The organism is Tateyamaria omphalii, assembly GCF_014651375.1.
Lineage (GTDB): Bacteria > Pseudomonadota > Alphaproteobacteria > Rhodobacterales > Rhodobacteraceae > Tateyamaria > Tateyamaria omphalii.
In genome coordinates this window covers 567816-594670 of the sequence record NZ_BMWT01000001.1, presented here as the reverse complement: position 1 = coordinate 594670, position 26855 = coordinate 567816, and the positions used below count along the sequence as shown (strand labels likewise).

Below are 26855 nucleotides of genomic sequence, written 5' to 3'. Positions count from 1 at the left end.
ATACCTGTAGCTGCAAATAGCTTCCCTCGGTGTCGCGTGTAATTGCCCCCACCCAGTGCGCGGCACCGAGGATCTTCTCCCCCAATTCTTCTGTGGACAAGACAACCGCGACAGTTAGGTTGCCCGGTGCAATCAGACTATGGGGATTTCCATGCGCGACTTTCACCTGCCCGGCCGTTCACCTGTTCTTGCATCGTCCGGCATGTGTGCCACGTCACACCCGCTTGCTTCCCAAATAGCCGTGGAAATCCTGAAAGCAGGCGGCAACGCCATGGACGCAGCCATTGCCGGAGCGATCTTGCTGGGGATCTGTGAACCTCAGATGACCGGGATCGGAGGTGACTGTTTCGTCCTGTGGTCTGATGCGGACGGCAATGTGCAGTCGCTCAATGGATCCGGGCGCGCGCCCAAGGCGCTTGATGCCGCAGAGTTGCGGGCGGCGGGCGAAACAACAGTTCCACCCTATGGCGCACATGCCGTCACAATACCGGGCGCCATCGATGCCTTCTGCACCTTATCCGACCGCGTCGGTCGATTGGGCCTCGACCGCATTCTGGCGCCAGCAATCCACTATGCCGAAACCGGCGTCCCCGTCGCCCCCCGCGTCGCCTTTGATTGGGCCAAGGACGAAGCTGTCCTTCAGGGGTCCGCCCGCGACACTTACCTTGTAAACGGCGCTGTCCCGACAACTGGTCAGATGTTTGCCGCGCCGAAACAAGCAGACGTCCTGCGCCGCATCGCCAAAAACGGGCGCGACGCCTTCTATGGTGGAGAAGTGGCCGAAGACATGCTTGCCACCCTCAACGCCCTGGGGGGCAAGCACACAGCGGAAGACTTCGCATCGACCAAATGCACAGATACCACGCCGATCAGCAGCAGCTATCAGGGCCGCGACCTGATCGAACACCCGGCAAACGGGCAAGGTGCAACAGCGAACCTGATGCTCAATATCCTTGAGCATTTCGACGTCGCGGATATGGACCCGTGGGGTACCCAGCGCGCGCATATCGAGGCAGAAGCCGCCAAGCTCGCCTACGACGCCCGCAACCGCTTTATCGCAGATGCGGACTATGCCACGCGCATGGACCACATGATGTCGCCGGAAACAGCGGCACAGCTCGCCGCGCTGATCGAGCCGGGCAAGGCAATGCCAAACGCCACAACGCTCAGCGAACAGGTGCACAAGGACACAATCTATATCACGGTCGTGGATCGCGACGGCATGGCGGTTTCGCTGATCTATTCGATTTTCCACGGGTTCGGATCAGGTATCGCCAGCGACAAGTTCGGTATCCTGTTCCAGAACCGCGGCGCCGGCTTCACACTGGAAGAAGGGCACCCGAACGAGCTGAAAGGTGGCAATCGCCCGATGCACACGATCATCCCCGGGATGCTGGCCAAAAACGGCAAACCGATCATGCCATTTGGCGTGATGGGCGGGGCATACCAGCCCAATGGGCACGCGCGCTTTGTCTCAAACCTCACGGATTTCGGCCTCGACCCGCAAACGGCAATCGACGCACCGCGCGCCTTCTCAGATGCGGGCGACATGAAGGTCGAACGGGGCTATTCCGATCAGGTCCGGTCAGAGCTTGCCGATCTTGGCCACAAAGTCAGCATCCCCGACACCGCAATCGGCGGCGCACAAGCAATCCTGATCCGAGACGACGGCGTGCTGGAAGGCGCAAGCGACCCTCGCAAAGACGGCGGCGCGCTGGGATACTAGGAACCGGGTAAGGCGGAGGTGTCCTCCGCCCCGCACGTCAATTCAGTTGGAAATGCAGCGGATAGGATCCGTCCTCAAACGGACCAAACAAATCCGGAATGTCCGGGTGATCCACCGGTTGCCCGGAATAGTCGGCCACGAGGTTTTGCTCAGACACATAAGCCACGTAATAGCTTTGATCATTTTCGGCCAGCAGGTGATAGAACGGCTGCGCCTTTTTGGGGCGGCTGTCCTCGGGGATTGCCTCGTACCACTCTTCAGTATTCGAGAACTCGGGGTCCACGTCAAAGATCACCCCGCGAAAAGGATGCTTCTTGTGGCGGACCACCTGGCCCAAGTGATATTTTGCGCGTGTTCTAAGCATAACATTGCGCCCCCTAAGGCACGTGACTACACGGTGCAAGGGACACTTGTCCATTAATTGAGCACAATTTCGCTGGAAACAGTTTGTGAACATTGCCTTAACAGTCCTGCAAATCGTGGCCCCCGTATTCCTGCTGGCAGGGATCGGATTCGCATGGGTAAAGATCGGGCTGGAATACCGTATTCAGTTCGTCACGCAGCTGGCCATGACCCTCTCATTGCCCTGCCTCATTTTCGTCTCCCTGATGCGGACACAGATTGATCCTGCCGCCTTGGCAGCCTTGTCCATCGCATCGATCGTCGCCTACGCCGCCGTCACTGTGGTCATGTTGGCACTGGTGCGCATGGCGCGTCTGAACACACGCACATATGCTGCCCCGCTCATCTTTGGAAACACCGGCAATCTCGGCCTGCCCCTCGCCCTTTTTGCGTTCGGCGATGTCGGGCTCAGCTATGCGATCATCGTGTTCGCCATCATGGCACTGTGGTCTTACACTTTTGGCATCTGGCTGGTGGCTGGGGCTGGCTCATTCGGCAAGGTGCTGCGCGAACCGCTGGTATGGGGCACTGTTCTCGGCGCACTGTTTCTGTGGCAGGGCTGGCAGACACCAACCTTTCTGACGAACGCGCTTGACCTGATCGGGCAAATGGCGATCCCCATGATGCTGATCACACTGGGCGTCGCCGTGGCCCGGCTGTCGACCAAGGGATTGCTGCAAGCTGCGGGGCTATCCGCGATCAAGCTGGCCCTGTGCACCGGCATTGCGTGGGTCGTTGGGCGGTTCTTCGCCCTCGATCCAATTGCGTTCGGGGTGCTGGTTCTTCAGGTCGCTACACCCGTCGCAGTGACGTCATATCTGCTTGCAGAAAAGTATGGCGCGCAGTCCGAAAAGGTCGCGGGACTCGTCGTTGCCTCCACCCTGATGGCGGTCGCGGCACTGCCTTTGATCCTCGCACTGGTCCTTTGACAAAACGTGATTTCCACGCGGCTCATTTTCCTGTAAACTTACAAAAAAAACATAAAAGCGAGTGAGGCAGATGAGCAGACTCTTTCGCGCAATGGCTTTGGTTCTTTTGGCTGCCAGCTGTGGTGGCGGGTCGGGCACGGCCCCCAACCAGCTGGACAACGCCTGTTCCATTGTCCGTGAGCGCCCTGAATACCTTCGCGCCTTCAAGGCGGTTGAACGCAAATATGGTGTGCCGGTGCATGTGCAGATGGCAACCATCTATCAGGAAAGCAAATTCGTGTCGGATGCGCGCCCCCCGTATCGCTATGCGGCTGGCGTCATTCCCACGGGCCGCATTTCAAGTGCCTTTGGCTACAGTCAGGCCCTGGACGGAACATGGGATGAATATCTTACATCCACCGGCAAGCGCGTGGCCCGACGCGATCGTATCCGCGACGCAACGGACTTCATGGGCTGGTACATGGCGGAAACCAACGCACGGCTGGGCATTCCGCTCAGCGACACCCGCAACCAGTACCTTGCCTACCACGAAGGACGCACGGGCTATACACGCGGCAGCTACCGCAACAAGGCATGGCTGATGCGTGTTGCAGGTGAGGTCGATGCAAGGTCCGATTTGTACGCGCGGCAGCTACGGTCCTGCTAGGGCCCGAAGTTAATCTGACGTGCGACGCGGCGCATCAAACAGGCGGTTCGACAGTGATCCGCCTGTTTGCAGCTCACCCAGAACAACGGTTGTCTGCCCCCCGCCACTGTCATTCACGACCCATTGGCGCAATTGCACCGGGTTGCCGGTGAACTTCATCTCGATATTCCCGTATTCCGGATGCTCAGGGTCCTGCGCCGTGACAACCGTTGCCGTACCATCAAAGTCATGCCCAACCACCATGTTGGCCTGACCAAGGTTCACGTTGCGCGCCAGGATCAGCGATAGCGGTGTCCGGCGCAGCGGGTAGGTCTCGGGCGGTTGGTTCGACTTTGAATCGACGATGTAAACCGCGTTCGCACTCGCAACCATCAGCGTCTCGTTGGGTGCGTTATACTCAAACCGCATCTTGCCGGGACGCTTGATATAGATTTTCCCGGTATCAACGGTCCCATCATCATTGATCTGCGTAAACGTGCCTTCCGCCGTGCGCAAATCGTTCAGATAGCCTGAAATCGCATTCAGCGGCAGCTTGTCGGCCCACGCAGCCTGTGCTGTTACCACCGCGATAGAAATCGCTGCCATCCGGGTCCAAAGGGTCATATCGCCCACCTTTCACATCTTGGTCTTGGCGATGATATAGGCCGCCACGGCCTGTTATACGATATCAACAGGCCATACGAGGCGGCAGGTCCCCGCTTACCCCTGTTCCGGCACCAGGATTTCTCGCTTGCCCACATGGTTGGCCGAGCTGACAACACCTTCGTCCTCCATCTGCTCAACCAGACGCGCTGCCTTGTTGTAGCCGATGGCCAGTTTCCGCTGGATGTACGAGGTTGAGCATTTGCGATCCTTGATCACAATCGCAACCGCCTGATCATACAGCGCGTCTTCGCCATCCGTGTTTCCACCTAGACCCAGAACAGCATCAATGTTGCTTTCCTTGTCCTCGGACGGACCCTCAACCACACCCGACACGTAGTCCGGCGCACCAAAGGCCTTGAGGTGGTTCACGATCTCTTCGACTTCCTCATCGCTCACAAACGGGCCGTGGCACCGGGTGATCTTGGCGCCTCCGGCCATGTACAACATGTCGCCCATGCCCAAGAGCTGCTCGGCCCCCATCTCGCCCAGAATGGTGCGCGAGTCGATTTTCGAGGTGACCTGGAAGGAAATCCGCGTCGGGAAGTTCGCCTTGATCGTACCGGTGATCACATCGACCGACGGGCGCTGCGTCGCCATGATCAGGTGGATACCCGACGCCCGCGCCATCTGCGCCAAACGCTGGATACACGCCTCGATCTCTTTGCCGGCAACCATCATCAGGTCGGCCATCTCATCCACGATGACCACGATATAGGGCATCGCTTCGGGCGCGAATTCTTCGGTCTCGAACACGGGTTCACCCGTCTCGTCATCAAACCCGGTCTGCACCGTGCGGCTGAACATCTCGTCCTTGGCCAGCGCCTCTTTCACCCGGCCATTGTAGCCATCGATGTTGCGCACGCCCATCTTGGACATCTTGCGATAGCGCTCTTCCATCTCACCCACGACCCATTTCAGGGCGACAACCGCCTTTTTCGGGTCGGTTACAACAGGCGACAGCAGGTGCGGAATGCCGTCATAAACGCTCAGTTCCAGCATCTTGGGGTCGATCATGATCAACCGGCATTCCTCGGGGGTCAGCTTGTAGAGCAGCGATAGGATCATGGTGTTGATCGCCACCGACTTACCGGAACCCGTCGTACCAGCAATCAGCAGGTGAGGCATCTTGGCCAGGTTTGCCACAACCGGATCACCACCAATATCCTTGCCCAAGGCAAGCGGCAGCTTCTGGTTGCCATCGCCAAAGTCGCGGCTGGCAAGGATTTCGCGCAAAACAACTTTTTCGCGGTTCTCGTTCGGCAGTTCGATACCGATTACGGACCGGCCCGGCACCGTAGACACACGGGCCGACAGGGCGGCCATGGACCGGGCAATATCATCGGCCAGACCAATCACGCGGCTGGCTTTCAAACCGGGCGCGGGTTCCAACTCGTACATGGTGACAACAGGACCCGGACGGACCGATACGATCTCGCCCTTCACGCCATAATCATCCAGCACGTTCTCAAGCATGCGCGCGTTTTCTTCCAATGCCTCGTCACTCAGATGGTGGCGCTGCACCACGCTAGGGCTTTCCAGCAGGCTCAGGGGCGGCAATTCGAAACCGGGATGCGTATCCTCAAAGCTCAGCTTGGGCTGCGCTTCCAATTGCGCCCGGGTGCTGGGTTGCACCGGCTTGCGGGTTGGTTGCTGCACAACCTTGCGCGGTTCAGCCACCGGGATGGCAGGGGCCGCTTCAACAGGCTCGGGAATGGGGGCGTCCAGTTGCTCGGGCTCAGGGGCATAATCTTGCACAGGCTCGGGCACATAATCTTGCGCGAGCTCATGTGCATATGCCTCCGGCGCGGCCGTCAAAGGTGGTTCTGCCCGGCCCAGTGACGCAGCAGCGGTCAGCGGTGGCTCTGGCGGCAGGATCGGCTGCGGCGCCGTATTCAACACCAGCGGATCCGGTCCGCGCCCACGGCCCTTTGTCAACGGTGCGACGCTTTCCGCCTGAACAGCCGGGTTCGACCGCACACGCGCCTTGATCACATCGGCAATCTTCGTCTTGATCCGCTCGTCGCCGGGGCCCTCGCCCACATCCACGTCGCTGTAGGTCTCGATCAGTTCCTGTTCGGGCATCTCGTCCGGCATCTGCTCGGGGCGCTTGATCAGCCCCGGCATCCGCGACAACAGGCTCGGCTTGGGCTGTTCCTCGACAAGTGGCTCATCGTAGACAGGCATCTCGGGCGCTGCGGCGGCATAGGCTTCAGCCTCCGCAGCTTCGGCTTCGCGCACGGCACGGCGATCGGCCTGACGCTCTTGCATGGTCCGCGCAGCCTGCACTGCACCGCTCGCGCCACGGCCCAGAACGGTCATCAGCAGGGCATAGGCCATGACCAGCCCAACCAGCAGGAAACGGGCCAGACGGGCAACTTCCGCACGGGTGAAGCCCAAAACAAATGCTCCGAACACCACGATACCGATACCCATCAAGAGCGACATCAACTTGACGGTAAAGCTCGATCCAACGGGCAGCACCGTCAGGATAAAGGCCATGACGGTATCGCCAAACAGGCCGCCCAAACCGAAGCCATGGGTCGCTTGCCACACCTCCCCCGGTTGCAGGGTCGCGGCATAGATCGACCCGAATGCAATCGCGATGGGGGCAAAGATCAAACGGCCCAGCGCCCGTTCGGTCCCCAAATGCAGGCCAAAACGCACACCCCAGGCCATCAGCACAATGGAAATGCCAAACACGCCCCAGCCGCCAATCATGAACAGAGGTGCGGCAATCGAGGCGCCCGTGCGACCCAGCCAGTTCTGCACCGGCGCATCGGTCGAGGCCATCCAGTTCGGATCATCCGGCGTATAGCTCAGCATCATGGCCGCCGCGATCAGGCCCGCGATCAGCAGACCAATGCCCACCAATTCGCGCCCGCGTTTTTCCAACGCCGCCTGCATTCCGTGGTCAAAAAGCGGATCCCGCCGTGTCTGATATGCCATGCTTCGCCTCGTCTTTTCTTATGTGGCGTAAAGAACGTCACGAATGGCCGTCAGGCCCCGCTCCGTCTCAGCCCTTGGGGCCACAAGTGCAGCCCTGATAAACTCATGTCCGGGATTGAACTCATCGATCTCACGCGCCAGATACGCGCCCGGCAGCACCCGCACGCCGGTCTCTTTCCACAGCTTCAACGCCGCCGCCTCGCCATCACCCACAGGCAGCCATAGGAAAAAACCGGCTTCGGGCGACATGTATCCCGGCACATGGCCAAGAATGCGGTCGGCCATGTCGTACTTCTCGTGATACTGCGCGCGGTTCTCGATGACATGCTCTTCATCCGCCCAAACCGCCGCCGCCGCGTGTTGAAGCGGTGAAGGCAACGGCGTGCCCGCATAGGTGCGCAACTGCTTGGCCTCACGAATGGTCGCAGGCCCACCCACGATGAACCCGGACCGCAAACCCGGAAGGTTTGACCGCTTGGACAGCGAGTGAAATGCCACGACCCGCTCAGGGTTCGCATCGCCGATACACTCCAGCACGCCTACGGGCGGCTCATCGCGGTAAATCTCGGAATAGCACTCGTCGGCAAAGACCTGGAAATCGTACTTCTCTGCCAGCGCGATCAAATCCTGCCAATACTCCTTGCCCGCAACGGCCCCCTGCGGGTTCGCAGGCGAACACATGTAACAGGCCACGGTGCGGTTCAGAATCTCCGGGTCGACCGTAGTGTAATCAGGCAAATGCCCCGTCTCAGCCGTCGCAGGCACCAACACCGGCTCCGCCCCCGCCGAAATCGCGGCCAGCATATAGACTTGGTAAAACGGGTTCGGCATCAACACGACCGGCTGCTGCCCGTTCTTCACCTCCGGGCACAACGCCATACCGGCGTTATACAAGCCCTCACGCGTGCCATTCAGGGGCATCACGTTCGCATCGGCATCCATCGACACGCCATAGCGGCGGCCCAGCCAATCACAAAACGACTGCCGCAGTTCTGGCAAACCTTCGTTCGGCGGATAGTTGTTAAAGCCCGCCGCATGCTCGGCGATCACATCCGTGACCCAAGCCGGAAAAGCGTGTTTCGGCTCGCCAATGGTCATATGCACAACGTCGCCACCCGGATCGTGATGATCCAAAAGGGCGCGCAAACGCGGGAACGCATAAGCCGGAAGGTTCGAAAACCGCTCGGGAAACTTCATCAAACTGCCTCAGGTTCGGGATCATTTTCGCCCCGTTTGCCTGAATGTACCCCAAGCGTGACTCCCTCGTCCAGAAAAACCACTCCAAATCGTCACCTTGTGGCAAATCCGCCAATCAGCCCCTTCTTCTGACTGAAAATACCTTGGGGGAGGCCCAAGGCCGGGGGCAAAGCCCCCAATAAAATATGGTGTCGCCGCAAGGCGGCCTTTGGATCAGCCCAAAGCCGCCTCTGCCGCAACCCCCAGACGCAACAGCGCCTCTTCCCCGTTTTGCATACCCATCATCATCAGACCACAGCTCGGCACGCCCGTCGGCAAGGTCAGGGCACAGATGCCCATCAAGTTGCCAACACGCGTGTTCCGCAAGGCCAGCAGGTTCTCGGTCTTGTAGTATTCACTATCACTGTTCAGCCGCTCCAGATTCGGCGGCAGAATCGGGGCGGTCGGCGCCAGCATGGCATCATAGGGCGCAACCGCCACATCCCACGCCTGCCGCACTGAGTCCAGCTTGGCCCAGGCTGCATTGTAGTCCGGCGCGCTGAAATCCTTACCTAGTCGGAACCGCTGCAATATCTCGGAATACATCGCATCCGGCTGCGCCTCGATCACATCCCGCCACAACCCATAGACCTCGCCCGGCATCAACGGCCCGGCTTGCGCCATGGCCTCCTCCAACTCCGGCACCTCCAGCGGCTCAACCTCTGCTCCGGCTGCCCGCAAACGTTCGACAGCATCTTCAAATGCGGCCTTCGGCGCATCACGAATATCGTCCAACACAACGGTTTTCAGCACCGCAAACCGCCGACCTCTCAAGGACGCACCACGCAAATCCCCCGGATCGCGCCCCTCAAGCGCGGCCATCAGCAACGCCGCGTCCTCAACCGTCCGGGTCAGTGGCCCCACGGTGTCAAACTTCAGCGACAGGGGCACACACCCTTCCAGCGACAACCGCCCATGGGTCGTCTTCAAGCCCACCAGATCGTTCCAGGCCGACGGGATACGCACCGACCCACCCGTGTCAGACCCAATGGCCGCCGGCGCCAACCCAAAGGCAACTGACGCCGCAGCACCCGAGGATGACCCACCCGGCACAGCATCCGCATCATTCACACACGGGGGCGTCGCGGTGGACGGGTTGTACCCAAGACCGGAAAACGCAAGCTCGCTCAAATGCGTCTTGCCCAGACACACCAACCCCATCGCCGTCGCATTCTGCAAAACGACGGCATCCCGGTCCGGCACCCGGCCCGCCAACAGCTTGGACCCAGCTTCGGTCCCGTCGCCTGCCGTATCAAACAGGTCCTTCCAACTGATCGGCACACCGTCCAGCAAGGATAAGCGTGCACGGGCCTTGGCCCGGACAGACGCCGCCTGCGCCTCGGCCATCGCGCGATCTTCGGTCAACCGGGCATAGATGCGGTCCGACAATTCATGCGCCTTGATCCGCTCAAGAAAGGCTTGGGTCAAATTGACGGGATCGACCTCGCCAGCCCCAATGGCGCGGCCCAAATCCGCTGCACTCTTGTTCAACCACGCCTGCATGTCCTGCCCTCCGTCCGCTTTGTTCGGACGGTAGCGACGCGACAACGCATGGACAATCCCAAGCACCCGTCCATATTGCGCGACATGACGCATGACAGCGATATCCTGATCGTCGGCGGCGGGCTGTCTGGCCCAATTCTCGCCCTCGCCCTCGCACAAACCGGACAGCGTGTGACCGTGATCGACGCGCTCACGGAAAAGGTCCGCAAGAACGCGACCTTTGACGGGCGCAGCTATGCGGTTGCTCTGACATCGCAACGGTTGCTTGAAGGGGTTGGCGTCTGGGACGCCATCGCTGACAACAGCCAGCCCATCCTTGAGATCAAGGTCACGGATGGCCGCGCCTGCCAAGGGCCATCGCCCTTCTTCATGCATTTCGACCATGCCGAGATCGAGGAAGGCCCGATGGGCTACATGGTGCAGGACCGGCACATTCGGCGCGAACTTCTGGACGCGATGGCCGCCACGGATGGCATCACGCACCTGTCGGGCGAAACGGTGACAGCGCAGCATATCGATCCCGCCGCGGCATCGGTCACGCTGGCCTCCGGCAAGGTTCTGACGGGCCAACTTCTGATCGGGGCCGACGGGCGCAGCAGTGGAACGGCGGAACGGGCGGGGATCAAACGCACCGGCTGGGGCTATGGTCAAACGGCGCTGGTCAGCGCCATCGCTCATGAGAAACCCCATCATGGGATCGCGCACCAGTTCTTCATGCCCCCGGGGCCTTTGGCGATCCTGCCCCTGACGGGCAATGTCAGCTCCATCGTCTGGAGCGAAACGGCGGAGACCGCGGAAGCGTTCAATGCGCTGCCGGATGCGGACTACCTGACGATGCTACGCCCGCGCTTTGGCGACTTTCTGGGTGAGATTAGCCTTGCAGGCCAACGCTACACCTACCCGCTGTCCCTGTCGCTGGCACATAGACTGGCAAGCGATCGACTGGCATTGATCGCAGACGCAGCGCACGGCGTGCATCCAATTGCGGGGCAAGGTCTGAATGCCGGCATGCGCGACATTGCAGCGCTGGCAGAGGTAATTACGGACGCGGTGCGTCGGGGCGAGGACCCGGGCAGCATCGCCGTACTTCAGCGATACGAAGAATGGCGGCGCTTTGACAATACTACGCTTGCGCTTGCCACAGACGGGTTCAACCGTTTGTTCTCAAACGATAATACACTCATGCGAAGTGTACGTGACATCGGCATGGGCGTTGTGAATGCCTTGCCCGGCCTGCGCCGCAGTTTCATCCGCGAAGCTGCCGGACTGACCGGAGAGTTGCCGCGCCTGATGCAGGGCCAGCCCCTCTGAGAGTAAGGCGGAGGTACCCTCCGCCGGGCGCACGGCACGTGCGCCTTACAGTTTGAAAACATCACTTCCAGAGCATCGTCGCTGGGTCGCAGCAAGCTGCGCCTTACCTGGCTATCGTAAGGCGGACGTGTCGTCCGCCCCGCGCGTCAGTCCAACTTGCGCGCCTCATCTTCCAGCATGACTGGAATGCCGTTGCGGATGGGATAGGCCAACTGCGCCGTCTCGGAAATCAGCTCTTGCTTCTCGGCATCATAGCGCAGGGTCACATGGGTGAGTGGGCAGATCAGCGCCTCCAGCACCCGACGATCAATTTCCGTGCTCATTGCATCATTTCCCCTTCACCGCCACGCAACGCAAACTCGATCAGAGTGATCAAGGTTTCGCGACGGGTACTGAGGGACGGCGCTTCGAGCAAGGCCTGTTTATCCTCGGGGTCAAAGTCCAGCATCATCGACAATGAATTGATCAGCAATTCGTCATCCGCGTCCTTCAACGTCTCCCAATCCGCCGACAAGGATTGCGCAGCAAAATAGCGCCCCAGAAGGTCCAGGAACGTGGGCCGATCAAAACTTGGGTCTTCCTCGCAGCGGCCCTGATCACGGTCAAAACCAAACCATGATACTTCACACCGACGATAGGGCGTAAATCCATCCACCTCATCCTGCACCCGAAAGCGCGAGATGCCACTCAGGGTGATTAGGTACCGGTTGTCCTCGGTCTCGGAAAACTGTGTGACCCGGCCCGCGCAGCCAATCGTTTGCAGCCCATTGCCCTTGCGCCCTTCCACCTCATTCGGCTGCACCATACCGATCAGGCGGTGCGGTGTTTTCAAAGCATCATCAAGCATTTGCAGATAGCGTGGCTCGAAGATGTGCAAGGGAAGGCGCGCCCGCGGCAACAGAAGTGCCCCCGGCAATGGAAAGACCGGGATCACGCCGGGAAGGTCAGCCACTTTGATCATGGGATGTCAGCTAGCCCGGGAAACGGATCAGGCAAATATCATTGAGCTCAAACGACGACGTCCGTTCAGAACAATTGGATCGTTTGGCTTGAGCGCGTCGAATATGGTGAAAAGCTGGTCCTTGGCAGCGCCGTCGCTCCACTCGCGATCCCTGCGGAAGATCTCGAGCAATTCATCGACTGCCGCCTCGGCATCTCCGCTGGCATGCAGCGCCTGTGCCAGATCAAAACGGGCCTGCAGGTTGCTTTCATCGGCCTCGACCGCTGCGCGCAACTCGGCAACCGGGCCTGCATCTTCGGCCTGACGGGCCAATTGCAACTGGGCATGGGCGGCTTCAACCTCGGCACTCTCGGAGATTTCTGCGGGCGCGCCGTTCAGGATCGCCTCGGCTTGATCCAGATCGTCCATCGCGATATGCGCGCGGACAAGCCCGCCATAGGCACCTGCATGGTTGGGGTCTTCTCCAAGGATCGCGGCAAAGGTCTGGGCCGCATCCACGGCAGCACCTTCAGTGAGCATTTCTTCGGCTGCAGCTACGGCATCGTTCAGGTTGTCGCCGGGTGCTTCGCCGCCCGCCGCCTTGATCACACGGTCCACGAACTCGGTGATTTCGGACCCCGGCACCGCGCCCTGGAACCCATCCACCGGCTGGCCCTGCCAGAAAGCGTAGACCGTCGGGATCGACTGGATGCGCAGTTGGCCCGCGATCATCTGTGCTTCGTCCACGTTGATCTTGACCATCTTGACGGCGCCCTTGGCCGCCTTGACCGCATCCTCGAGCATCGGCCCAAGCGTTTTGCACGGGCCACACCAAGGCGCCCAGAAATCGACGATCACCGGCACGGTCTGGCTGGCTTCAACCACATCCTGCATGAAGCTTGCTTCGGAGCCGTCCTTGATCAGGTCGGCGTCATCGGGGCCTGCGGACAATCCCAAATCCATCATCGTGTCATTCCTTCTTGGCGCGGCGGGTCGCGCTTTATATGGACCCGCAGGCGTCCGGTGCCAAGCCACTAAGGTCAATCTGCATCAACGGCAGGGTTCGACCTGCAATGGCTTCGGACGGAACGCCCCCGATCACACGCGCGCCCATGCGTTCATAAAACGGCACTGCATCCGGGTCCGCTTCTATCTGCATCGTTTTGGCACCCTTCGCGCGGGCCTGATCAATTGCCCAGGTCACAAGGGCACGCCCGACACCTTTGCCCATTCCCTCGGGGGCCACAAACAGCTTGTCGAGTTCGGCACCATCCTCACACACCACCAGCTTGCACAGACCCTGCGGACCGTCGCTGTCAAACACGCGCAGTTCGCCGGTCTCAACATCTTTCGGTGTCAAAACCAGAACGGCACGAGCTGCCTGCATGAAGTCTTCATCATAGCCCCAATGGGCCTTTGACCGATGCATCAGATCGGTCAGTGCGTCCAACTCATCAAGACGTGCAGGACGGATCAAAGGTCGAAGCTCGCAAAGACCGGAGCGTGGTCGCTGGGTTTTTCCCAGCCACGGGCGTCGCGCAGGATACGGCTGGAGTGGGCGGCGTTCGAGATGTCGGGGGTGGCCCAGACGTGATCCAGGCGGCGTCCCTTGTCAGCGGCGTCCCAATCCTTGGCGCGATAAGACCACCAGGAATAGAGCTGCCCCTCGGGGATGTCGGCCCGTGTGACGTCGATCCAGCCGCCTGCGTCTTGGGTTTCGGCAAGATGCTCGACCTCGATCGGCGTGTGGCTGACGACTTTCAGAAGCTGTTTGTGGGACCACACATCATCTTCGCGCGGGGCGATGTTGAGGTCACCCACGAGGATGGATTTCTGCGGTTTGTCGCCATGGAACCAGTCGCGCATGTCGGTGAGGTAGTCGAGTTTCTGGCCAAACTTCTCGTTCTTTTCCCGATCCGGCACATCGCCCCCGGCGGGGACATAGAAGTTGTGGACCGTCACGCCGTTTTCGAGTTGTCCGGCAATGTGACGCGCGTGGCCAAGGCCCGCGAAATCCTGTGCGCTGGATTCGACCATGGGGATTTTCGACAGGATCGCGACCCCGTTGTAGCCTTTGTCCCCCCGCGCAACCATGTGGGTGTAGCCCAGCGCCTCGAACCCTTCGCGCGGGATCTTGTCGACGGGGCTTTTGCATTCTTGCAGGCACAGCACATCGGGGCCTTCTTCCTTGAGCAGCTTGAGCACGATGGGTTCGCGCAGGCGGACCGAATTGATGTTCCAGGTGGCGAGGGTGAAGGGCATGGGCGGCTCCAGAAATCCGGGTTTGGAGGCCAGAGTAGACGCCGGAAACCGCAGTCTCCACCCGGAAAATGCGTTTTGTCCCCGCGGGGACAAGCCCTTCGCCCTGTTCACGGGATTTCAATGATTTCGTTATTGTCACGACGTGACAGTAGGTTGGGTGTGCGGACGGTGGATTATGCCGGTTTTAACCGGTGCGGAGACAGACTGACCCACGAAGGCGGGCGGCTTCGCGGATCAGGCCCGGCACTAACTGCACTTGATCAGCTCGTTTGATCATGCTCGGCAGACAGATCGTAAATGCCGCCAGTGAGCCAGGCAGGCCAATCCCGTTCGAAAAAGGATTTCGCATTGGGGTCAAAAGCGCGGTTGGGGCGGGTCGAGATCACCATGTCTGTGCCGTCGAGCCGCACGAGGATTTGTTCGCGCATATCTGCATCACGTTCGGGGCGAAACCTGACATGTGGCAACGGCCCTGTCCGGGCCATGGGCAAGGCGGTGCCTGCCAGATCGCATATGGCCCGTGCCCCCCGGCTGCCCCCGCCGTTCGAGATGTAGTGATCAAGGGCGGTCAAAACAGCCTCGGACGCGAGGGCCATTTGTTGCCATTGCAGGGCACGACCAATTTCATTTTCACGCGTGTATGCAATTCCGTTCTGGCGGATGGCGTCGTTCAGGTGCTGCGCCTGTGACCGTGCCGATGTCACGTCCTTGGCGGTGCAGAGAATACCTGCGTGATCGCTCATCCGGGCCTGTATGTCGGTGCGGATGTCCTTGATCCTGTGCGGGCTGTCCGTTTTGATAACGGCCTGTATTTCAGCAATGGCGCGGTCGATGTGCGGCTTAGTATCTGACCGCGCATGGGCTTTGCCGCTGGCGGCGACATGTTCGGCCACGCGGGTGCCAAATACCTGACCGGCATTCAAAGCGGACCCACCGGGCCGGGTTGCGCCATGGGTACCCGACGCTTCGCCCACCGCATAAATCCCGGCGATGTTGGTCCGCCCCCAGGTATCGACCGCGATACCGCCGTTCATGTGCTGGTTGTTGACCGCAAATTCCAGCGGGTCCGAGGTGATGTCGACCTTGTAGCGTTTGTAGAGTTCAATCGCGAGCGGGTTCATGTGGCGCAGCCGATCAATGGGCAGATCGTGCGAGGCAACGGCATTTGAAAGATACGTGCGCACGTCGTCATCCAGCCGTTCAAGATCAAAGCCCTGATCCCCCGGCACGGGCAGCGGGTTGCGGTTGAAGTCCATAAAGACCCGCCGCCCCTTTTGGCTTTCGGTGAAGATCGCAAGGTCCACGAGGCTGGACTGGAAATCGAGCATCCGACTTGCGTGGAAGGGCCATTGATAGCCCTTGCGGAAGATGTTCGACGCCATTTCCTGTGTGGTGCGATAGTAGTCGGCGAGAAAGTGGTGCTCGGTCCCGGTGTCATCCACAGAATAGATATGCGGGATCACCTGCACATAAGTGCCGGACAGGTTCCATGGGAATCCTTCGCGGCGGGTGCCGATGCCAAACTGGCTTTCCGTGATGTTGACCAGTTCGAGCCCGGTTTCCAGAGCGAGCCCAAGCGTGCCAAAACACCCGTTGGGGAACACGCTGTCGCGATAGAGCTCGCCCGGACCACCGGCGGCAAAGACGAGCGCCGCGCATTGGAACAGCGCGAGGCCAAGCGGGTTGGTTTCAGTACGTGCCTTGGGCCGGATCGTAAGAACACCGGTCACTTGCGCCTGGTCCCCGTAACCGTCGGTCAGCACCTTCACGGCCGTGGTGTGATTGAACAGCGGGATGCCAAGGCCGATTGCTTCCTTGGCCAGCACCTTGACCATGAGCCGGGAGGTGCGCGGCCCGCAGGAGGTGGCGCGTCCAACCTCGTCATGGTCGGTCTGATATCGGAGTGTGCCACCAAGATCGTCCTGCGGCAGCGGCAGGCCGAGATATTGCAGTGACGCCATGGCGCGGATCGAGCCGACAGCCTCGATGTATGCCGTGTCTTCGTCCATCGCGCCGCCTGCGCGGATGGCGGCAGCCATGGCCTGGAAATTGTCACCCTGATCCTTGGTATTCGCGGTGTGCAGCGTTTGCTTGTCCGACCCGGAACAGGCCGAGGTTCCCCCCCATGCGCTTTGGCTGATAACCGCGACATCCACGTCGCGGCGCTTCATCTCGACCGCGGCACGCAGGCCCGCCGCGCCGCTGCCGATCACTACGGCGCCGCAAGGAAACACAGGGATGTCGTAGCCCGAGGCTGTTATGTGCCGGTCCGGTGCAGGCTCTGCCGGCAAACGCGGCATGACCACGTCCGTGAGCGCATCAAGAATGTCTTGTGGGACGGAGAGCACCACTTGGTCTTCCTTTCACTGATCAGATGTCGACCCATGCACGCTGCTTCGCAGAGGCCATGCAGGCATCCACGATTTGGCAGATATGGTGACCGGTCTCGAAGGTGGGCCACATGTGCGTGCCAGTTGTGATCGATTTAATGACTTCGGCCACTTCGATGATCTTGCTCTCGTTATACCCCAAGGCAAAGTTGGGCAGCGGCAGGAACGCACCATAGGTCGGGTGTTCAGGGCCCACGTCGATTTCGCGGAAACCCCGCCGCCCGGTTGGATCATCGTTGGAATAGAACCGCAGGCGATTGATCTCGTCGAACGTGTACGCGAGGCTGCCCTTCGTGCCGTAGATTTCATATGTTTGCATGAACTTGCGGCCGGTGGCGACGCGACTGAAATCGACGATGCCTTTCGCGCCGTTCTCAAAGGTACAGAGGAGGTTTGTGCCATCGGGGTTGGTGACGTCCCCCCACTCGGTCTGATCCGTGATCTCCGGTGCTGCGCCGCCAAAATCCACCCCGTCGATCTTGGGACGCTTCGGGGCGGTGATGTAACTGTCGGCGATCAGCGATGAAACGCGCCCGATCAAAAAATCCATGAAGCTGAACACATGGCTTCCCGTGTCGCCGATGATGCCCGTCGGGGCGAGATCACCATTGGCGCGCCACATGTAAGGGGCAAGCGGGTCGGCATAGATATCCACGTGCTGGCAGCCCTTGAACAGCTTGATCTCGCCAATCTCGCCCGCATCGATGATCTCTTTGGCGCGGTCATGGATCGGGTTGCGGGGAAAGGAGTGGCCGACGCGCGTGATCAGACCCTTTTCGCGGGCTATATCCGCAAGCTCGCGTGCCTCTTTGGCGGTGTCGGCCAATGGCTTTTCACAATAGACGTGCTTGCCTGCCAGAAGGGCCGCCTTGGCGACGTCATAGTGCAGCTTGTCCGGCAGGCAGATGTCGATCAGGTCGATGTCGGGGTCGTTGACCGCCTCTTGCCAGTTGGTCAGGATTTTGGCCCCCGGTGCACGAAAAGCCAGACCCTTGGCCGCATCGGGGTTAGCCTCGACAAGGGCCGTGACGCGGGCTGTGCCACCGCCGTCTCCGAAGAAATGCGGAAAGGTCTGGTAGGCCATGGTGTGAACCTTGCCCATCCAGCCAGACGCGCCCAGAACTGCGACTCTTACTTCCGTCATGTGCTTTTCCTTCTGTGTTGCCGGCGCTTGGAACGTTCCATCGTTTTAACGCAGCGTGTTTCGGGGCCACCCACTGTCGGGCGCCTTGTAATCAGGGTCCGCTGGATGCCCTCTTGATCAGTTGGACCGGGCTGCGGGCGGTCAGCGCGGGGCGTTTGCCATCCTTGATCCACCCAAGGATTTGCGCGGCTGTTGATTTTGCAAAGTCAGGGATGTTGCAGCTGACCGAGGTCAGGGACGGATAGCTGTCGCGGCAATCTTCGATATCGTCAAAACCCACGACCCGCAGGTCGGTGCCGACGCGCACGCCAAGCTCGGGACAGGCCGCCAGCACACCTAGCGCCACAAGGTCGTTGAAACACAGGACGCCATCGACATCCGGGTGTTTGGCTTGCAGGTCGGCAGCCATGGATTTGCCGAAGGATCGCGTCGCCTGACCGGTCATGACAAGCGGTTCGATCCCGGCCTCGGACAAGACCGCGAGGTAGCCGCTCATCCGTTCCTCGGTGACAGGGCGACCATCCAGCCCACCCAGGAAGGTGATGCGCTTGCACCCCATCTCAAGCAAATGCTCGGTCGCGAGGCGCCCACCAAGTTCATAATCCGGCGCGACGAAGGGAAACTTGCGATCACTGGCATCGAGCGCGCGGAACACCTGTAGCGTTGGGGTGTTGGATGCTTCGAGCACGGCGAGGGCGTCCTGTTCGGACCCATAGCTGGGCGACACGATGAAGCCGGACACACCATGTTCAACCAGCGAAGAGATCATGCGCGTCTGCAGGTCCGGGTCTTCGTCCGAGTTGGCAAGCACGGTCGCAAAGCCGTTCTTGGCCAGTTCCATCTGAAACAGGGCCGCGAATTCAGTGAAGAACGGGTTGCGCAGGTCGTTGATCACCAGACCGATCAGCCCGGAGGAAGACGAGCGCAAGGTTGCAGCCGAACGATTGTAGACATAGCCGATGTCGGCCATCGCCTGCCGCACCGCCTGCCGGGTCGATTCCTTGACCGTCTTGTTGCCTTGCAAGACAAGGCTGACGGTCGATTTCGACACGCCCGCCCGTTTGGCAACATCCAGTATGGTTGGTCTTTGACCCATCAGCAGGCGTCCCTTCGCTATCAGCCTTTTCTGGTCTCAGAGATCGAGGTCAAGCACAAGGATGCCGTCGATCCCACCCACGGCATTTTCAACAAGTTGCCCGCCAAGTGCCTTGTGTTCGTCATTTTCGGCATAGGTTTGCAGCGCTTCCCAGCCATCGAAATCAATCACGAAGCCATGCATGTAGCCGCGTTCGATCTGTTCGGGGCTTTCGGACCGGCCGCCGGTGAAGTTCTGTGCGCCGGGCAATTTGTCCGCCAGGGCCGACAGGCCCGCATAGATACCGGCAATCTTGTCTTCGGACGTGTCCGGCTTGAACTTGGTGAGTACGATATGGCGGATCATTGCATGAGTCCCTGATCTTGCTTGATCATGTCAGCGGCCTTTTCGCCAATCATGATGGATGGAGCGTTGGTGTTGGAGGAGTTGACCGTAGGCATGACCGAGGCGTCGGCCACGCGCAGCCCTTCGATCCCATTGAACCGCAGGCGGGGGTCCAGCACGGCATCGGCATCATTGCCCATCCGACAGGTGCCCGCGCAGTGGTGCGATGTTTTGGAATGCACGCAGATGAAGTTGAAGTAGTCCTCATCCGTCTGCACATCCGGCCCGGGCAGGCGTTCGGCCATGATGAAGGGTCTCAGAGCATCCTGCGCCAGAATGTCCTGTACCAGCTTCAGGCCCCGGATCGACATTTCGCGATCATATGGGTCTGACAGATAGTTCGGGTCGATCAGGGGCATATCGGCGGGATTGTCGCTTTGCAGCCTGACGCTGCCCCGAGAGCGCGGGCGCAAGTGGCAGGCGTTGAGGGTCACACCGCCGTTTGGCATGGCTTCGACCCCAGCCTCGATCCCTGTGCCCAGCCCGAGATGCATCTGGATATCGGGCGAACGCGCGTTTTCATCGGCATACCAGAAGCCGCCGGTTTCAAAGAGGCTGGAGGCAACCGGCCCCTTGCGTGTGAACAGGTATTGCAGCCCGGCCAGCGCGCTCAGGTGCAGCTTGGCAAAGCGGTCATAGGTGTGCGGGCCGGTCACTTCGCAGATCGCGTAGAGGTCAAGGTGATCCTGAAGGTTCGCGCCGACCCCCGGTTGGTCAAGCACCACGTTGATGCCAAGTCCGTGCAGGTGATCCGCCGGACCGATACCCGACAGCTGCAAGAGGCGGGGCGATCCAATGGCGCCAGAGGACAGGATCACTTCGCGATCCGCCGTCACCTTGGTGCCGTCCGCCATCTCAACCCCGGTGGCGCGCCCGTTTTCGACCGTGATGCGACGGACCTGTGCCTGCATCTGGATGGTCAGGTTGGGTCGTGACTTGGCCGGGGCCAGAAACGCCATCGCAGCCGAGGACCGGCGCGCATTGCGCTGTGTCAGCTGATAGTAGCCTGCCCCGTCTTGTTTGGCCCCGTTCACATCTGTGGTCTTGGGGATGCCAAGTTGTCCTGCGGCCTCGATAAACGCGTCACAGATTGGCAGCGGCGCGGCTGGCATGGAGACATCCAGTGGACCGCCCTGGCCGTGATACTCGCCATTGTAGGTGTCATTATCCTCGGACTTCTTGAAGTAGGGCAGAACGTCTTCATAGCTCCACCCCTCGCATCCCATTTGCCGCCACTCGTCGTAGTCCTGTGCCGCGCCGCGCGTATAGATTTGCGCGTTGATGGCCGAACCGCCGCCGATCACCTTGGCCTGGGTATAGTTGAAGACCTTGTCCTGCATGGATCGCTGCGGCGTGGTCGACCAACCCCATGATCCGATGCCCTTGGTCATTTTGGCAAAACCTGCGGGCAGGTGGAAAAACGGGTGGCGGTCGCTTCCGCCAGCTTCGAGCAGCAAGACACGCGCATCAGGATTTTCCGACAGCCGCGCTGCAATCACCGATCCCGCCGACCCGCCGCCGATGACAATGAAATCGTAGCCCTTGGCCGTCATGCCGCAAACTCCGTCCGCGCAATGTGGCGTCCGGCCCTGTGGGCGAGGGCCGCGATGGTCAATGCGGGGTTCACGGCGGCAGATGTCGGCAGGACCGAGGCATCGACGATAAACAGGTTTTTGTGGTCGTGGCTGCGGCAGAACGTGTCCACGACGCTTGTGGTCGGGTCGATCCCCATACGCGCCGTGCCACATTGGTGTGATGGAGTACGCCGGTCGAATGGCCGCGACATCACGATGGGGAAGCCCGCCTGTTTCAGTTTGGCGGTGAGGCTTTTCACCAGACGCTTGTGCGCGACCCAGTTCGACCGCTGCCAGTCGAGTTTGATCTGTCCGTCTTTCAGCGTGACGCGGCTGTCGGAGTTCGGCAAATCCTCGGACATGGCGTAGAAATCAAAGCTGCGCGCGGCGATTTGGTGGGCCAGCCAGCGCGGCAGGCGCGCATTCGCCGCAAGGATGGGGCCGGTGATTTTGCCAAGCAACTGGATGTTGCCCAAAGGTCCGTCGCCATCACTGCCCAGGTAGTAGTCATTTACCATCAGCGTTTTCTGGTACACCGCCCGGTTGCGCCGGAACGGATGCAGGGCCAGCAGGGCGCTGCAATTGTGGTTCATGAAGTTGCGCCCCACCTGATCCGAGCGGTTGGCAAGGCCTGTCGGGCAGGTGTCATTGGCCGAGGCAAGCAGCAGTGCAGCCGTCTGCACCGCACCAGCAGCCAGCACGATGATCGGTGCTGTCAGCGTTTCGGTGCCGCCATCCACTTCGCAAGTGACACCTGTCACCTGGCCGTCCTGGTCAGCGATCAGGGCCGTTGCACGGCATCCGGTGCGGATCTGGACGTTGTCATGGGCCAGTGCCGTGGACAGACCACAGGTTTCCGCGTCCATCTTACCGCCGCAGGTGTCGGGATAGGCATCCCATGTGGTCTGACCCGCCGACAGCCAGCGGTCGATATCAACACCCAGCGGGAGATGGCTGGGCGTTAATCCAACACGTTTCAACCGGGCGCGCAGATCAGCGATGTCGTCCTCATCCCGCACCGGTTTATGCGGGTAGGTGCCGGTGTGGGGCGGCTCCGTCGGGTCATCGCCCAAAGCCCCCCGCACGGCATAGAGCTGTTCAGCCGCCTGATAGTCGCGTTCAAGCTCGTCATAGCTGATCGGCCAACCCGGCGTCGCGCCGCCCGCGTGCTGTACCACACCGAAATCCTCAGCCCGGTAGCGGATCAGCACGGCCCCGTAGAATTTCGAATTGCCACCGACATTGTAGTAGTTGCCGGGGTTGAACGGTTGGTCTTTGCCATCCAGCCAAACCTCGTCCGGGCGAAAGACGCCGTCCCCGAAAATCGCCTGCGCGTCACGATCCTTTGGCGACGGGCGCAGGTGGTCCCCGCGCTCGAGGATCAGGATACGGCGGCCTGTGGGTGCAAGCACTGCGGCCAGTGTCGCACCGCCCATGCCCGAGCCGATTATGATAACGTCGGGCTGCATCAGGGTGCGATGCGCGCCTCGGTCGCAGGATCAAAGGCGACCGCTTTTTCCATGTTCACGGCAAACGTAAAATCCGCACCCGGATGTACCTCGGCATCGGAACGCATGCGCGCGATCACGTCCTTGCCACCCATGGTCATCGTCACGAAAGTGTCGGAGCCAGCGGGTTCGGTCACCACGATCCGATTGGTCATGTGCGCGATGTTCGAGGATTTACGGTCTGCCGCGTCCTCGTCTGTGATCGTTTCAGGTCGGATGCCCAGAAGGATATCTTTGCCGTCCCAGTCCGCCATGTTGTCCTGGCTGAATGGCAGCGCGGTTTCGGTTCCATCGTGCAATGCAACGCGCGCCATGGGCTTGCCATTCTCGACCGCGACCCGTGCCGGTACCACATTCATCGCAGGCGAGCCCATGAAGGTCGCCACAAAGATGTTCGCGGGCGTGTCGTAGATATCCTGTGGCGTTCCAAGTTGCTGGACGTAGCCGCCATTCATCACCGCGATGCGTGTTGAAAGCGTCATCGCCTCGATCTGGTCGTGGGTCACATAGACGATGGTGGTGCCCAGCTTCTGGTGGAGCTTCTTGATCTCTGTCCGCATGTCGACGCGCAGTTTTGCATCGAGGTTAGACAGCGGTTCGTCGAACAAGAACACGTCCGGATCGCGCACCAGCGCGCGGCCCATGGCAACCCGTTGCCGCTGGCCACCGGAAAGAGCGCCGGGTTTGCGATCAAGCAGCTGTTCGATCTGTAGAAGGTTGGCCACTTCCCGCATCGCCTTCTCACGCTCAGGCTTGGGTGTGCCGTGCATTTCCAGCCCGAAGGTGATGTTCTGTCCAACCTTCATGTTCGGGTAGAGCGCGTAGGATTGGAACACCATTGCGATGTTGCGCTTGGACGGGTGGACCCCGTTCATCACCTGATCCTTGATCCTGATCTCGCCGCTGCTGATCTCTTCCAGACCGGCGATCATGTTCAGGAGCGTGGATTTCCCGCAGCCCGAGGGGCCGACGAGGACGAGAAACTCGCCTTCTTCAATCGAGATGTCCACATTATGCAGAACTTCGACCGCGCCATAGGACTTGGTTGTGTTGTCGATATCGAGAAAGCCCATGGGTCTTATCCTTTGACGGAGCCAGCCATCAGACCGCGCACAAAATAGCGGCCCGCGACGATGTAGACGAGGAGTGTGGGAAGTGCGGCCAGGATCGCACCGGCGAAGTGAACGTTGTATTCCTTCACCCCGTGGCTGGCCTGCACCAGATTGTTGAGCGCAACCGTCATGGGCTGGCTGTCAGCGCCCGCAAAGGAGGCGCCAAAGAGGAAGTCGTTCCAGATGTTCGTGAACTGCCAGATGATCGACACCACTGCGATGGGGCCTGACGAGGGCAGCAGAATACGCCAGAAGATCTGGAAAAACCCTGCTCCGTCGATCTGCGCCGCGCGCACCAGTTCGGTCGGGAAGACCGCGTAGTAGTTGCGGAAATACAGCGTCGTGAACCCGATCCCGTAGACCACGTGCACCAGCACAAGACCCCAGGTGGTTCCAGCCAACCCCATCAGACCCAGCATCCGCGCCATGGGGATCAAAACGATCTGGAACGGGATGAAACAGGCAAAGAGCATGAGGCCAAACAGGATCGTGTCGCCCCGAAACCGCCATTTGGTCAGCACATAGCCATTGAGGGCACCCAGAATGGTCGAGATGGCCACAGCAGGCACGACCATCTTGATCGAGTTCCAGAAATAGGGGGACAGGCCCGTCGGCTCGACCCCGATCTGCGCCGAGGACCACGCCTTGGCCCACGGCGCCAGCGTCCAGACCTGCGGCAGGTTCATCATGCCACCGCCGGTGATCTCGTCCAGCGGCTTCACCGAGTTCACCAGCATCACGTAGAGCGGCAGCATGTAAAACAGCGCGAACAGGACCAGCACGAGGTAGATCAGCATGCGCACGGCGCGCCCAGTGCGGATGGCGGTATCTTGGGTTGCGTGCGCCATCATTTCTTCTCCCGCAATTCGGCGTAGAGGTATGGGATCATGATGGCCGCAATGGTCATCAGCATGATCGTGGCCGAGGCCGCACCAATCCCCATCTGATTCCGCGAGAAGGTGTAGGAATACATGAAGGTTGCGGGCAGTTCGGTTGCCCGCCCGGGCCCGCCGCCTGTCAGGGCGATCACGAGGTCAAACGTCTTGATGGCGAGGTGGCTGAGGATCACGAAGGCCGACAGGAAGGCGGGGCGCAGCTGCGGAATGATGATCCGGCGATAAAGGTTCCAGTTGGAGGCGCCGTCCATCTGCGCCGCTTTGAGGATTTCGTTGTCGATCCCACGCAGACCCGCGAGGAACATGGCCATGACAAAGCCGCTTGTCTGCCAGACGGCGGCAAGAACCACGGTGTAGATGGCGAAATCCCGGTTCTTGATCCAATCGAATTCGAAACTGGTCCAGCCCCAGCTTTGCATGACGTTCTCAAGCCCAATGCCGGGATCGAGGAACCATTTCCACGCCGTGCCCGTCACGATGAAGCTGAGCGCCATCGGATACAGATACACGGTGCGAATGAACCCTTCGGCCCGGATTTTCTGATCAAGGAAGATCGCAAGGCTGAGCCCGAGGACCGTGCAGATGCCGATATAGAGCAGGGCAAAGATGCCCATGTTGGTGATCGACGTTTCCCAATGGCTGAGGCGCCAGAGCTTGGAATAGTTCTCCCATCCGACCCAGCCGAAGGACGGCAGAAGCCGACTGTCGGTAAAGGACAGATAGACCGAGAAAGCGATGAACCCGTAGACAAAGATCAGGACCATGGCCAGCGACGGTGAAAGTACCAGCTTGGGCAACCATGTCTGTAGCCGTGTCTTGAAATCCGCGTTGGCAGCCTGTGCCATGACGCGCCCTCCTCACCCAGAAGTCATTGGTTTGTTGTGCATCCAAAGCGGCGGGGCGACGGCACTGTGCCACCGCCCCGCCAAGGGAGGATCACTTGGCGATGGACACCGCATCGACCAGTTCTGCGACGGCGGTTTCGCTGTCATACTCGCCGTTGAAATGCGCCGTGACCACGTCGTAGATCGCGTTTTTCACCGATGCAGGGTTAGCATGACCGTGGGCCATGGAGCCAAAAAGGTTGCCCGAAGATGCGGCGGCTGCCAGATCGGCCATGCCTTTCTTGCCGCAATCGTCAAACGCCTCGTTCGACACGTCGGTCCGTGCGGGCACCGACCCTTTCACCACGTTGAAGGCAGACTGGAACGAGGGCGATAAGATCGCTGTGGCCAGCTTGGCCTGTTCCGGGGAAACGGCCCCGCCCTGGTCGAACATCATGAATTGGTCCGCGTTGAACGTGACCTGATCAGACGTGCCAGGGAAGCGGAAGCACAGGAAGTCCTGACCCGGAACCTTGCCCGCGTTCAGAAACTCGCCCTTGGCCCAGTCGCCCATCATCTGGAAACCGGCTTCGCCATTGATGACCATCGCTGTTGCGAGGTTCCAGTCACGGCCCGAGAAGTTCTCGTCCACGTTTTCGCGGATCACGACCATGCGGTCGAACGCCTCTTTCATGCCGTCACCACCCAGAACGCTTTCATCAAGGTCGATGAACGCGGCCTTGTAGCCATCTGGCCCGAGCACGGACATCGCCACGGCGTCAAAGACGGTGGCCTCTTGCCACGCCTGTCCACCATGCGCGACCGGCGTCACACCTGCTGCCTTGAGCGTATCCAGTGCGGCGGTGAATTCTTCCCATGTGGTTGGCACCGCGATGCCATTGGCGTCCAGCACTGCCTTGTTGGCCCAGACCCAGTTGGTCGAGTGCACGTTCACAGGGGCCGAAACCCACTTGCCATCCACCTTGGCGAATTGCTGCAGGGCGGCCGGGATCACGTCGTCCCACCCTTCGGCCGCGGCAACATCATTGAGGTTCGCCAGAGCGCCCTGATTGGCCCAGTCGAGAATGTCAAAGCCAAGGCCCTGAACGGCCGTGGGGGCGTTGCCAGCAGTGACGCGCGCGCGCAGAACCGTCATGGCCTGTTCGCCGCCGCCCCCTGCAACGGGCATGTCGGTCCAGCCGACACCCTGACCTTCCAGGTCATCCTTCAGAACGTTCAGCGCTGCGGCTTCACCGCCTGATGTCCACCAGTGCAACACCTCGACACCGCCATGCCCATCTGCGTGGGCGGCACCGGCGCTGACCGTCAGCGCCAGCACGATTGCTGTTTTGGTCTTCAAAAAAGAACGCATTGGTTTCCT

General features: G+C 60.4%; 24 protein-coding genes. 4 read left to right on the top strand and 20 right to left on the bottom strand.

Annotated features, from left to right (window positions below):
* Positions 1 to 151: 151 nt before the first annotated feature.
* Positions 152 to 1726, top strand: a complete 1575-nt coding sequence (gene ggt, locus IE087_RS02855; protein ID WP_189367498.1) for a gamma-glutamyltransferase — start codon at positions 152 to 154, stop codon at positions 1724 to 1726.
* Between the two features lie 37 nt (positions 1727 to 1763).
* Here the strand turns inward: ggt and hspQ are convergent, their stop codons facing one another.
* Positions 1764 to 2090: a heat shock protein HspQ gene (hspQ, locus tag IE087_RS02850; protein ID WP_189367496.1), complete on the bottom strand. Its 327-nt coding sequence runs from the start codon at positions 2088 to 2090 to the stop codon at positions 1764 to 1766.
* A gap of 85 nt (positions 2091 to 2175) precedes the next feature.
* On the opposite strand from hspQ, the gene IE087_RS02845 reads away from it, so the two are divergent.
* Together IE087_RS02845 and IE087_RS02840 are read left to right on the top strand one after the other, a co-directional pair.
* Positions 2176 to 3057 carry an AEC family transporter gene (locus tag IE087_RS02845; RefSeq protein ID WP_189367495.1) on the top strand — a complete coding sequence of 294 codons (882 nt, stop codon included), beginning with the start codon at positions 2176 to 2178 and terminating at the stop codon, positions 3055 to 3057.
* 70 nt (positions 3058 to 3127) lie between these two features.
* Positions 3128 to 3703, top strand: coding sequence for a transglycosylase SLT domain-containing protein (locus tag IE087_RS02840; protein WP_189367493.1), 576 nt, complete (start codon positions 3128 to 3130; stop codon positions 3701 to 3703).
* Positions 3704 to 3712: 9 nt separating this feature from the next.
* Here the strand turns inward: IE087_RS02840 and IE087_RS02835 are convergent, their stop codons facing one another.
* The 4 genes from IE087_RS02835 to IE087_RS02820 all read right to left on the bottom strand — a co-directional run bounded on the left by IE087_RS02835 (position 3713) and on the right by IE087_RS02820 (position 10033).
* On the bottom strand, positions 3713 to 4306 hold the full coding sequence (locus IE087_RS02835; protein ID WP_189367492.1) for a LolA family protein: 594 nt from the start codon (positions 4304 to 4306) through the stop codon (positions 3713 to 3715).
* Between the two features lie 96 nt (positions 4307 to 4402).
* Complete coding sequence (locus IE087_RS02830) at positions 4403 to 7294, bottom strand: DNA translocase FtsK (protein ID WP_189367490.1); 2892 nt, start codon at positions 7292 to 7294, stop codon at positions 4403 to 4405.
* An 18-nt stretch (positions 7295 to 7312) separates the two neighbouring features.
* Positions 7313 to 8491, bottom strand: coding sequence for an aminotransferase class I/II-fold pyridoxal phosphate-dependent enzyme (locus IE087_RS02825; protein ID WP_189367488.1), 1179 nt, complete (start codon positions 8489 to 8491; stop codon positions 7313 to 7315).
* A gap of 213 nt (positions 8492 to 8704) precedes the next feature.
* On the bottom strand, positions 8705 to 10033 hold the full coding sequence (locus IE087_RS02820) for an amidase (protein WP_189368321.1): 1329 nt from the start codon (positions 10031 to 10033) through the stop codon (positions 8705 to 8707).
* A gap of 84 nt (positions 10034 to 10117) precedes the next feature.
* Between IE087_RS02820 and IE087_RS02815 the strand changes: the two genes are divergently transcribed.
* Complete coding sequence (locus tag IE087_RS02815; protein WP_229801237.1) at positions 10118 to 11344, top strand: FAD-dependent monooxygenase; 1227 nt, start codon at positions 10118 to 10120, stop codon at positions 11342 to 11344.
* A gap of 146 nt (positions 11345 to 11490) precedes the next feature.
* On the opposite strand, the gene IE087_RS02810 is transcribed toward IE087_RS02815, so the two are convergent.
* From IE087_RS02810 to IE087_RS02740, 15 genes are all read right to left on the bottom strand, one after another.
* Entirely contained in the window at positions 11491 to 11667 is a 177-nt protein-coding gene (locus tag IE087_RS02810) for a Trm112 family protein (protein WP_189367484.1), read from the bottom strand.
* Positions 11664 to 12305: an LON peptidase substrate-binding domain-containing protein gene (locus IE087_RS02805; protein WP_189367483.1), complete on the bottom strand. Its 642-nt coding sequence runs from the start codon at positions 12303 to 12305 to the stop codon at positions 11664 to 11666. The genes IE087_RS02810 and IE087_RS02805 overlap by 4 nt, the downstream gene beginning before the upstream one ends.
* A 27-nt stretch (positions 12306 to 12332) precedes the next feature.
* On the bottom strand, positions 12333 to 13250 hold the full coding sequence (gene trxA, locus IE087_RS02800) for a thioredoxin (protein WP_189367481.1): 918 nt from the start codon (positions 13248 to 13250) through the stop codon (positions 12333 to 12335).
* 34 nt (positions 13251 to 13284) lie between these two features.
* Entirely contained in the window at positions 13285 to 13761 is a 477-nt protein-coding gene (locus IE087_RS02795; protein WP_229801236.1) for a GNAT family N-acetyltransferase, read from the bottom strand.
* A complete protein-coding gene (locus tag IE087_RS02790) occupies positions 13758 to 14546 on the bottom strand; it encodes an exodeoxyribonuclease III (protein ID WP_189367479.1) in 789 nt (262 codons plus the stop codon). The genes IE087_RS02795 and IE087_RS02790 overlap by 4 nt, the downstream gene beginning before the upstream one ends.
* 260 nt (positions 14547 to 14806) lie before the next feature.
* A complete protein-coding gene (locus tag IE087_RS02785) occupies positions 14807 to 16897 on the bottom strand; it encodes an FAD-dependent oxidoreductase (protein ID WP_189367477.1) in 2091 nt (696 codons plus the stop codon).
* A 19-nt stretch (positions 16898 to 16916) separates the two neighbouring features.
* A complete protein-coding gene (locus tag IE087_RS02780) occupies positions 16917 to 18080 on the bottom strand; it encodes a Gfo/Idh/MocA family protein (RefSeq protein WP_189367475.1) in 1164 nt (387 codons plus the stop codon).
* 91 nt (positions 18081 to 18171) lie between these two features.
* Positions 18172 to 19176, bottom strand: coding sequence for a LacI family DNA-binding transcriptional regulator (locus IE087_RS02775; RefSeq protein ID WP_189367473.1), 1005 nt, complete (start codon positions 19174 to 19176; stop codon positions 18172 to 18174).
* 36 nt (positions 19177 to 19212) lie between these two features.
* Positions 19213 to 19521 carry a Dabb family protein gene (locus IE087_RS02770; RefSeq protein WP_189367471.1) on the bottom strand — a complete coding sequence of 103 codons (309 nt, stop codon included), beginning with the start codon at positions 19519 to 19521 and terminating at the stop codon, positions 19213 to 19215.
* Entirely contained in the window at positions 19518 to 21113 is a 1596-nt protein-coding gene (locus IE087_RS02765) for a GMC family oxidoreductase (RefSeq protein WP_189367469.1), read from the bottom strand. Before IE087_RS02765 ends, IE087_RS02770 begins: the two co-directional genes overlap by 4 nt.
* Positions 21110 to 22603, bottom strand: a complete 1494-nt coding sequence (locus IE087_RS02760; protein WP_189367467.1) for an FAD-dependent oxidoreductase — start codon at positions 22601 to 22603, stop codon at positions 21110 to 21112. Before IE087_RS02760 ends, IE087_RS02765 begins: the two co-directional genes overlap by 4 nt.
* Complete coding sequence (locus IE087_RS02755; protein WP_189367466.1) at positions 22603 to 23715, bottom strand: ABC transporter ATP-binding protein; 1113 nt, start codon at positions 23713 to 23715, stop codon at positions 22603 to 22605. Before IE087_RS02755 ends, IE087_RS02760 begins: the two co-directional genes overlap by 1 nt.
* A gap of 5 nt (positions 23716 to 23720) precedes the next feature.
* A complete protein-coding gene (locus tag IE087_RS02750) occupies positions 23721 to 24602 on the bottom strand; it encodes a carbohydrate ABC transporter permease (RefSeq protein WP_189367464.1) in 882 nt (293 codons plus the stop codon).
* Positions 24602 to 25495, bottom strand: a complete 894-nt coding sequence (locus tag IE087_RS02745) for a carbohydrate ABC transporter permease (RefSeq protein ID WP_189367462.1) — start codon at positions 25493 to 25495, stop codon at positions 24602 to 24604. Before IE087_RS02745 ends, IE087_RS02750 begins: the two co-directional genes overlap by 1 nt.
* A 91-nt stretch (positions 25496 to 25586) precedes the next feature.
* The gene (locus tag IE087_RS02740) at positions 25587 to 26846 is read right to left on the bottom strand and encodes an ABC transporter substrate-binding protein (RefSeq protein ID WP_189367461.1); all 1260 of its coding nucleotides are present in this window, start codon (positions 26844 to 26846) and stop codon (positions 25587 to 25589) included.
* Between the last annotated feature and the right edge of the window lie 9 nt (positions 26847 to 26855).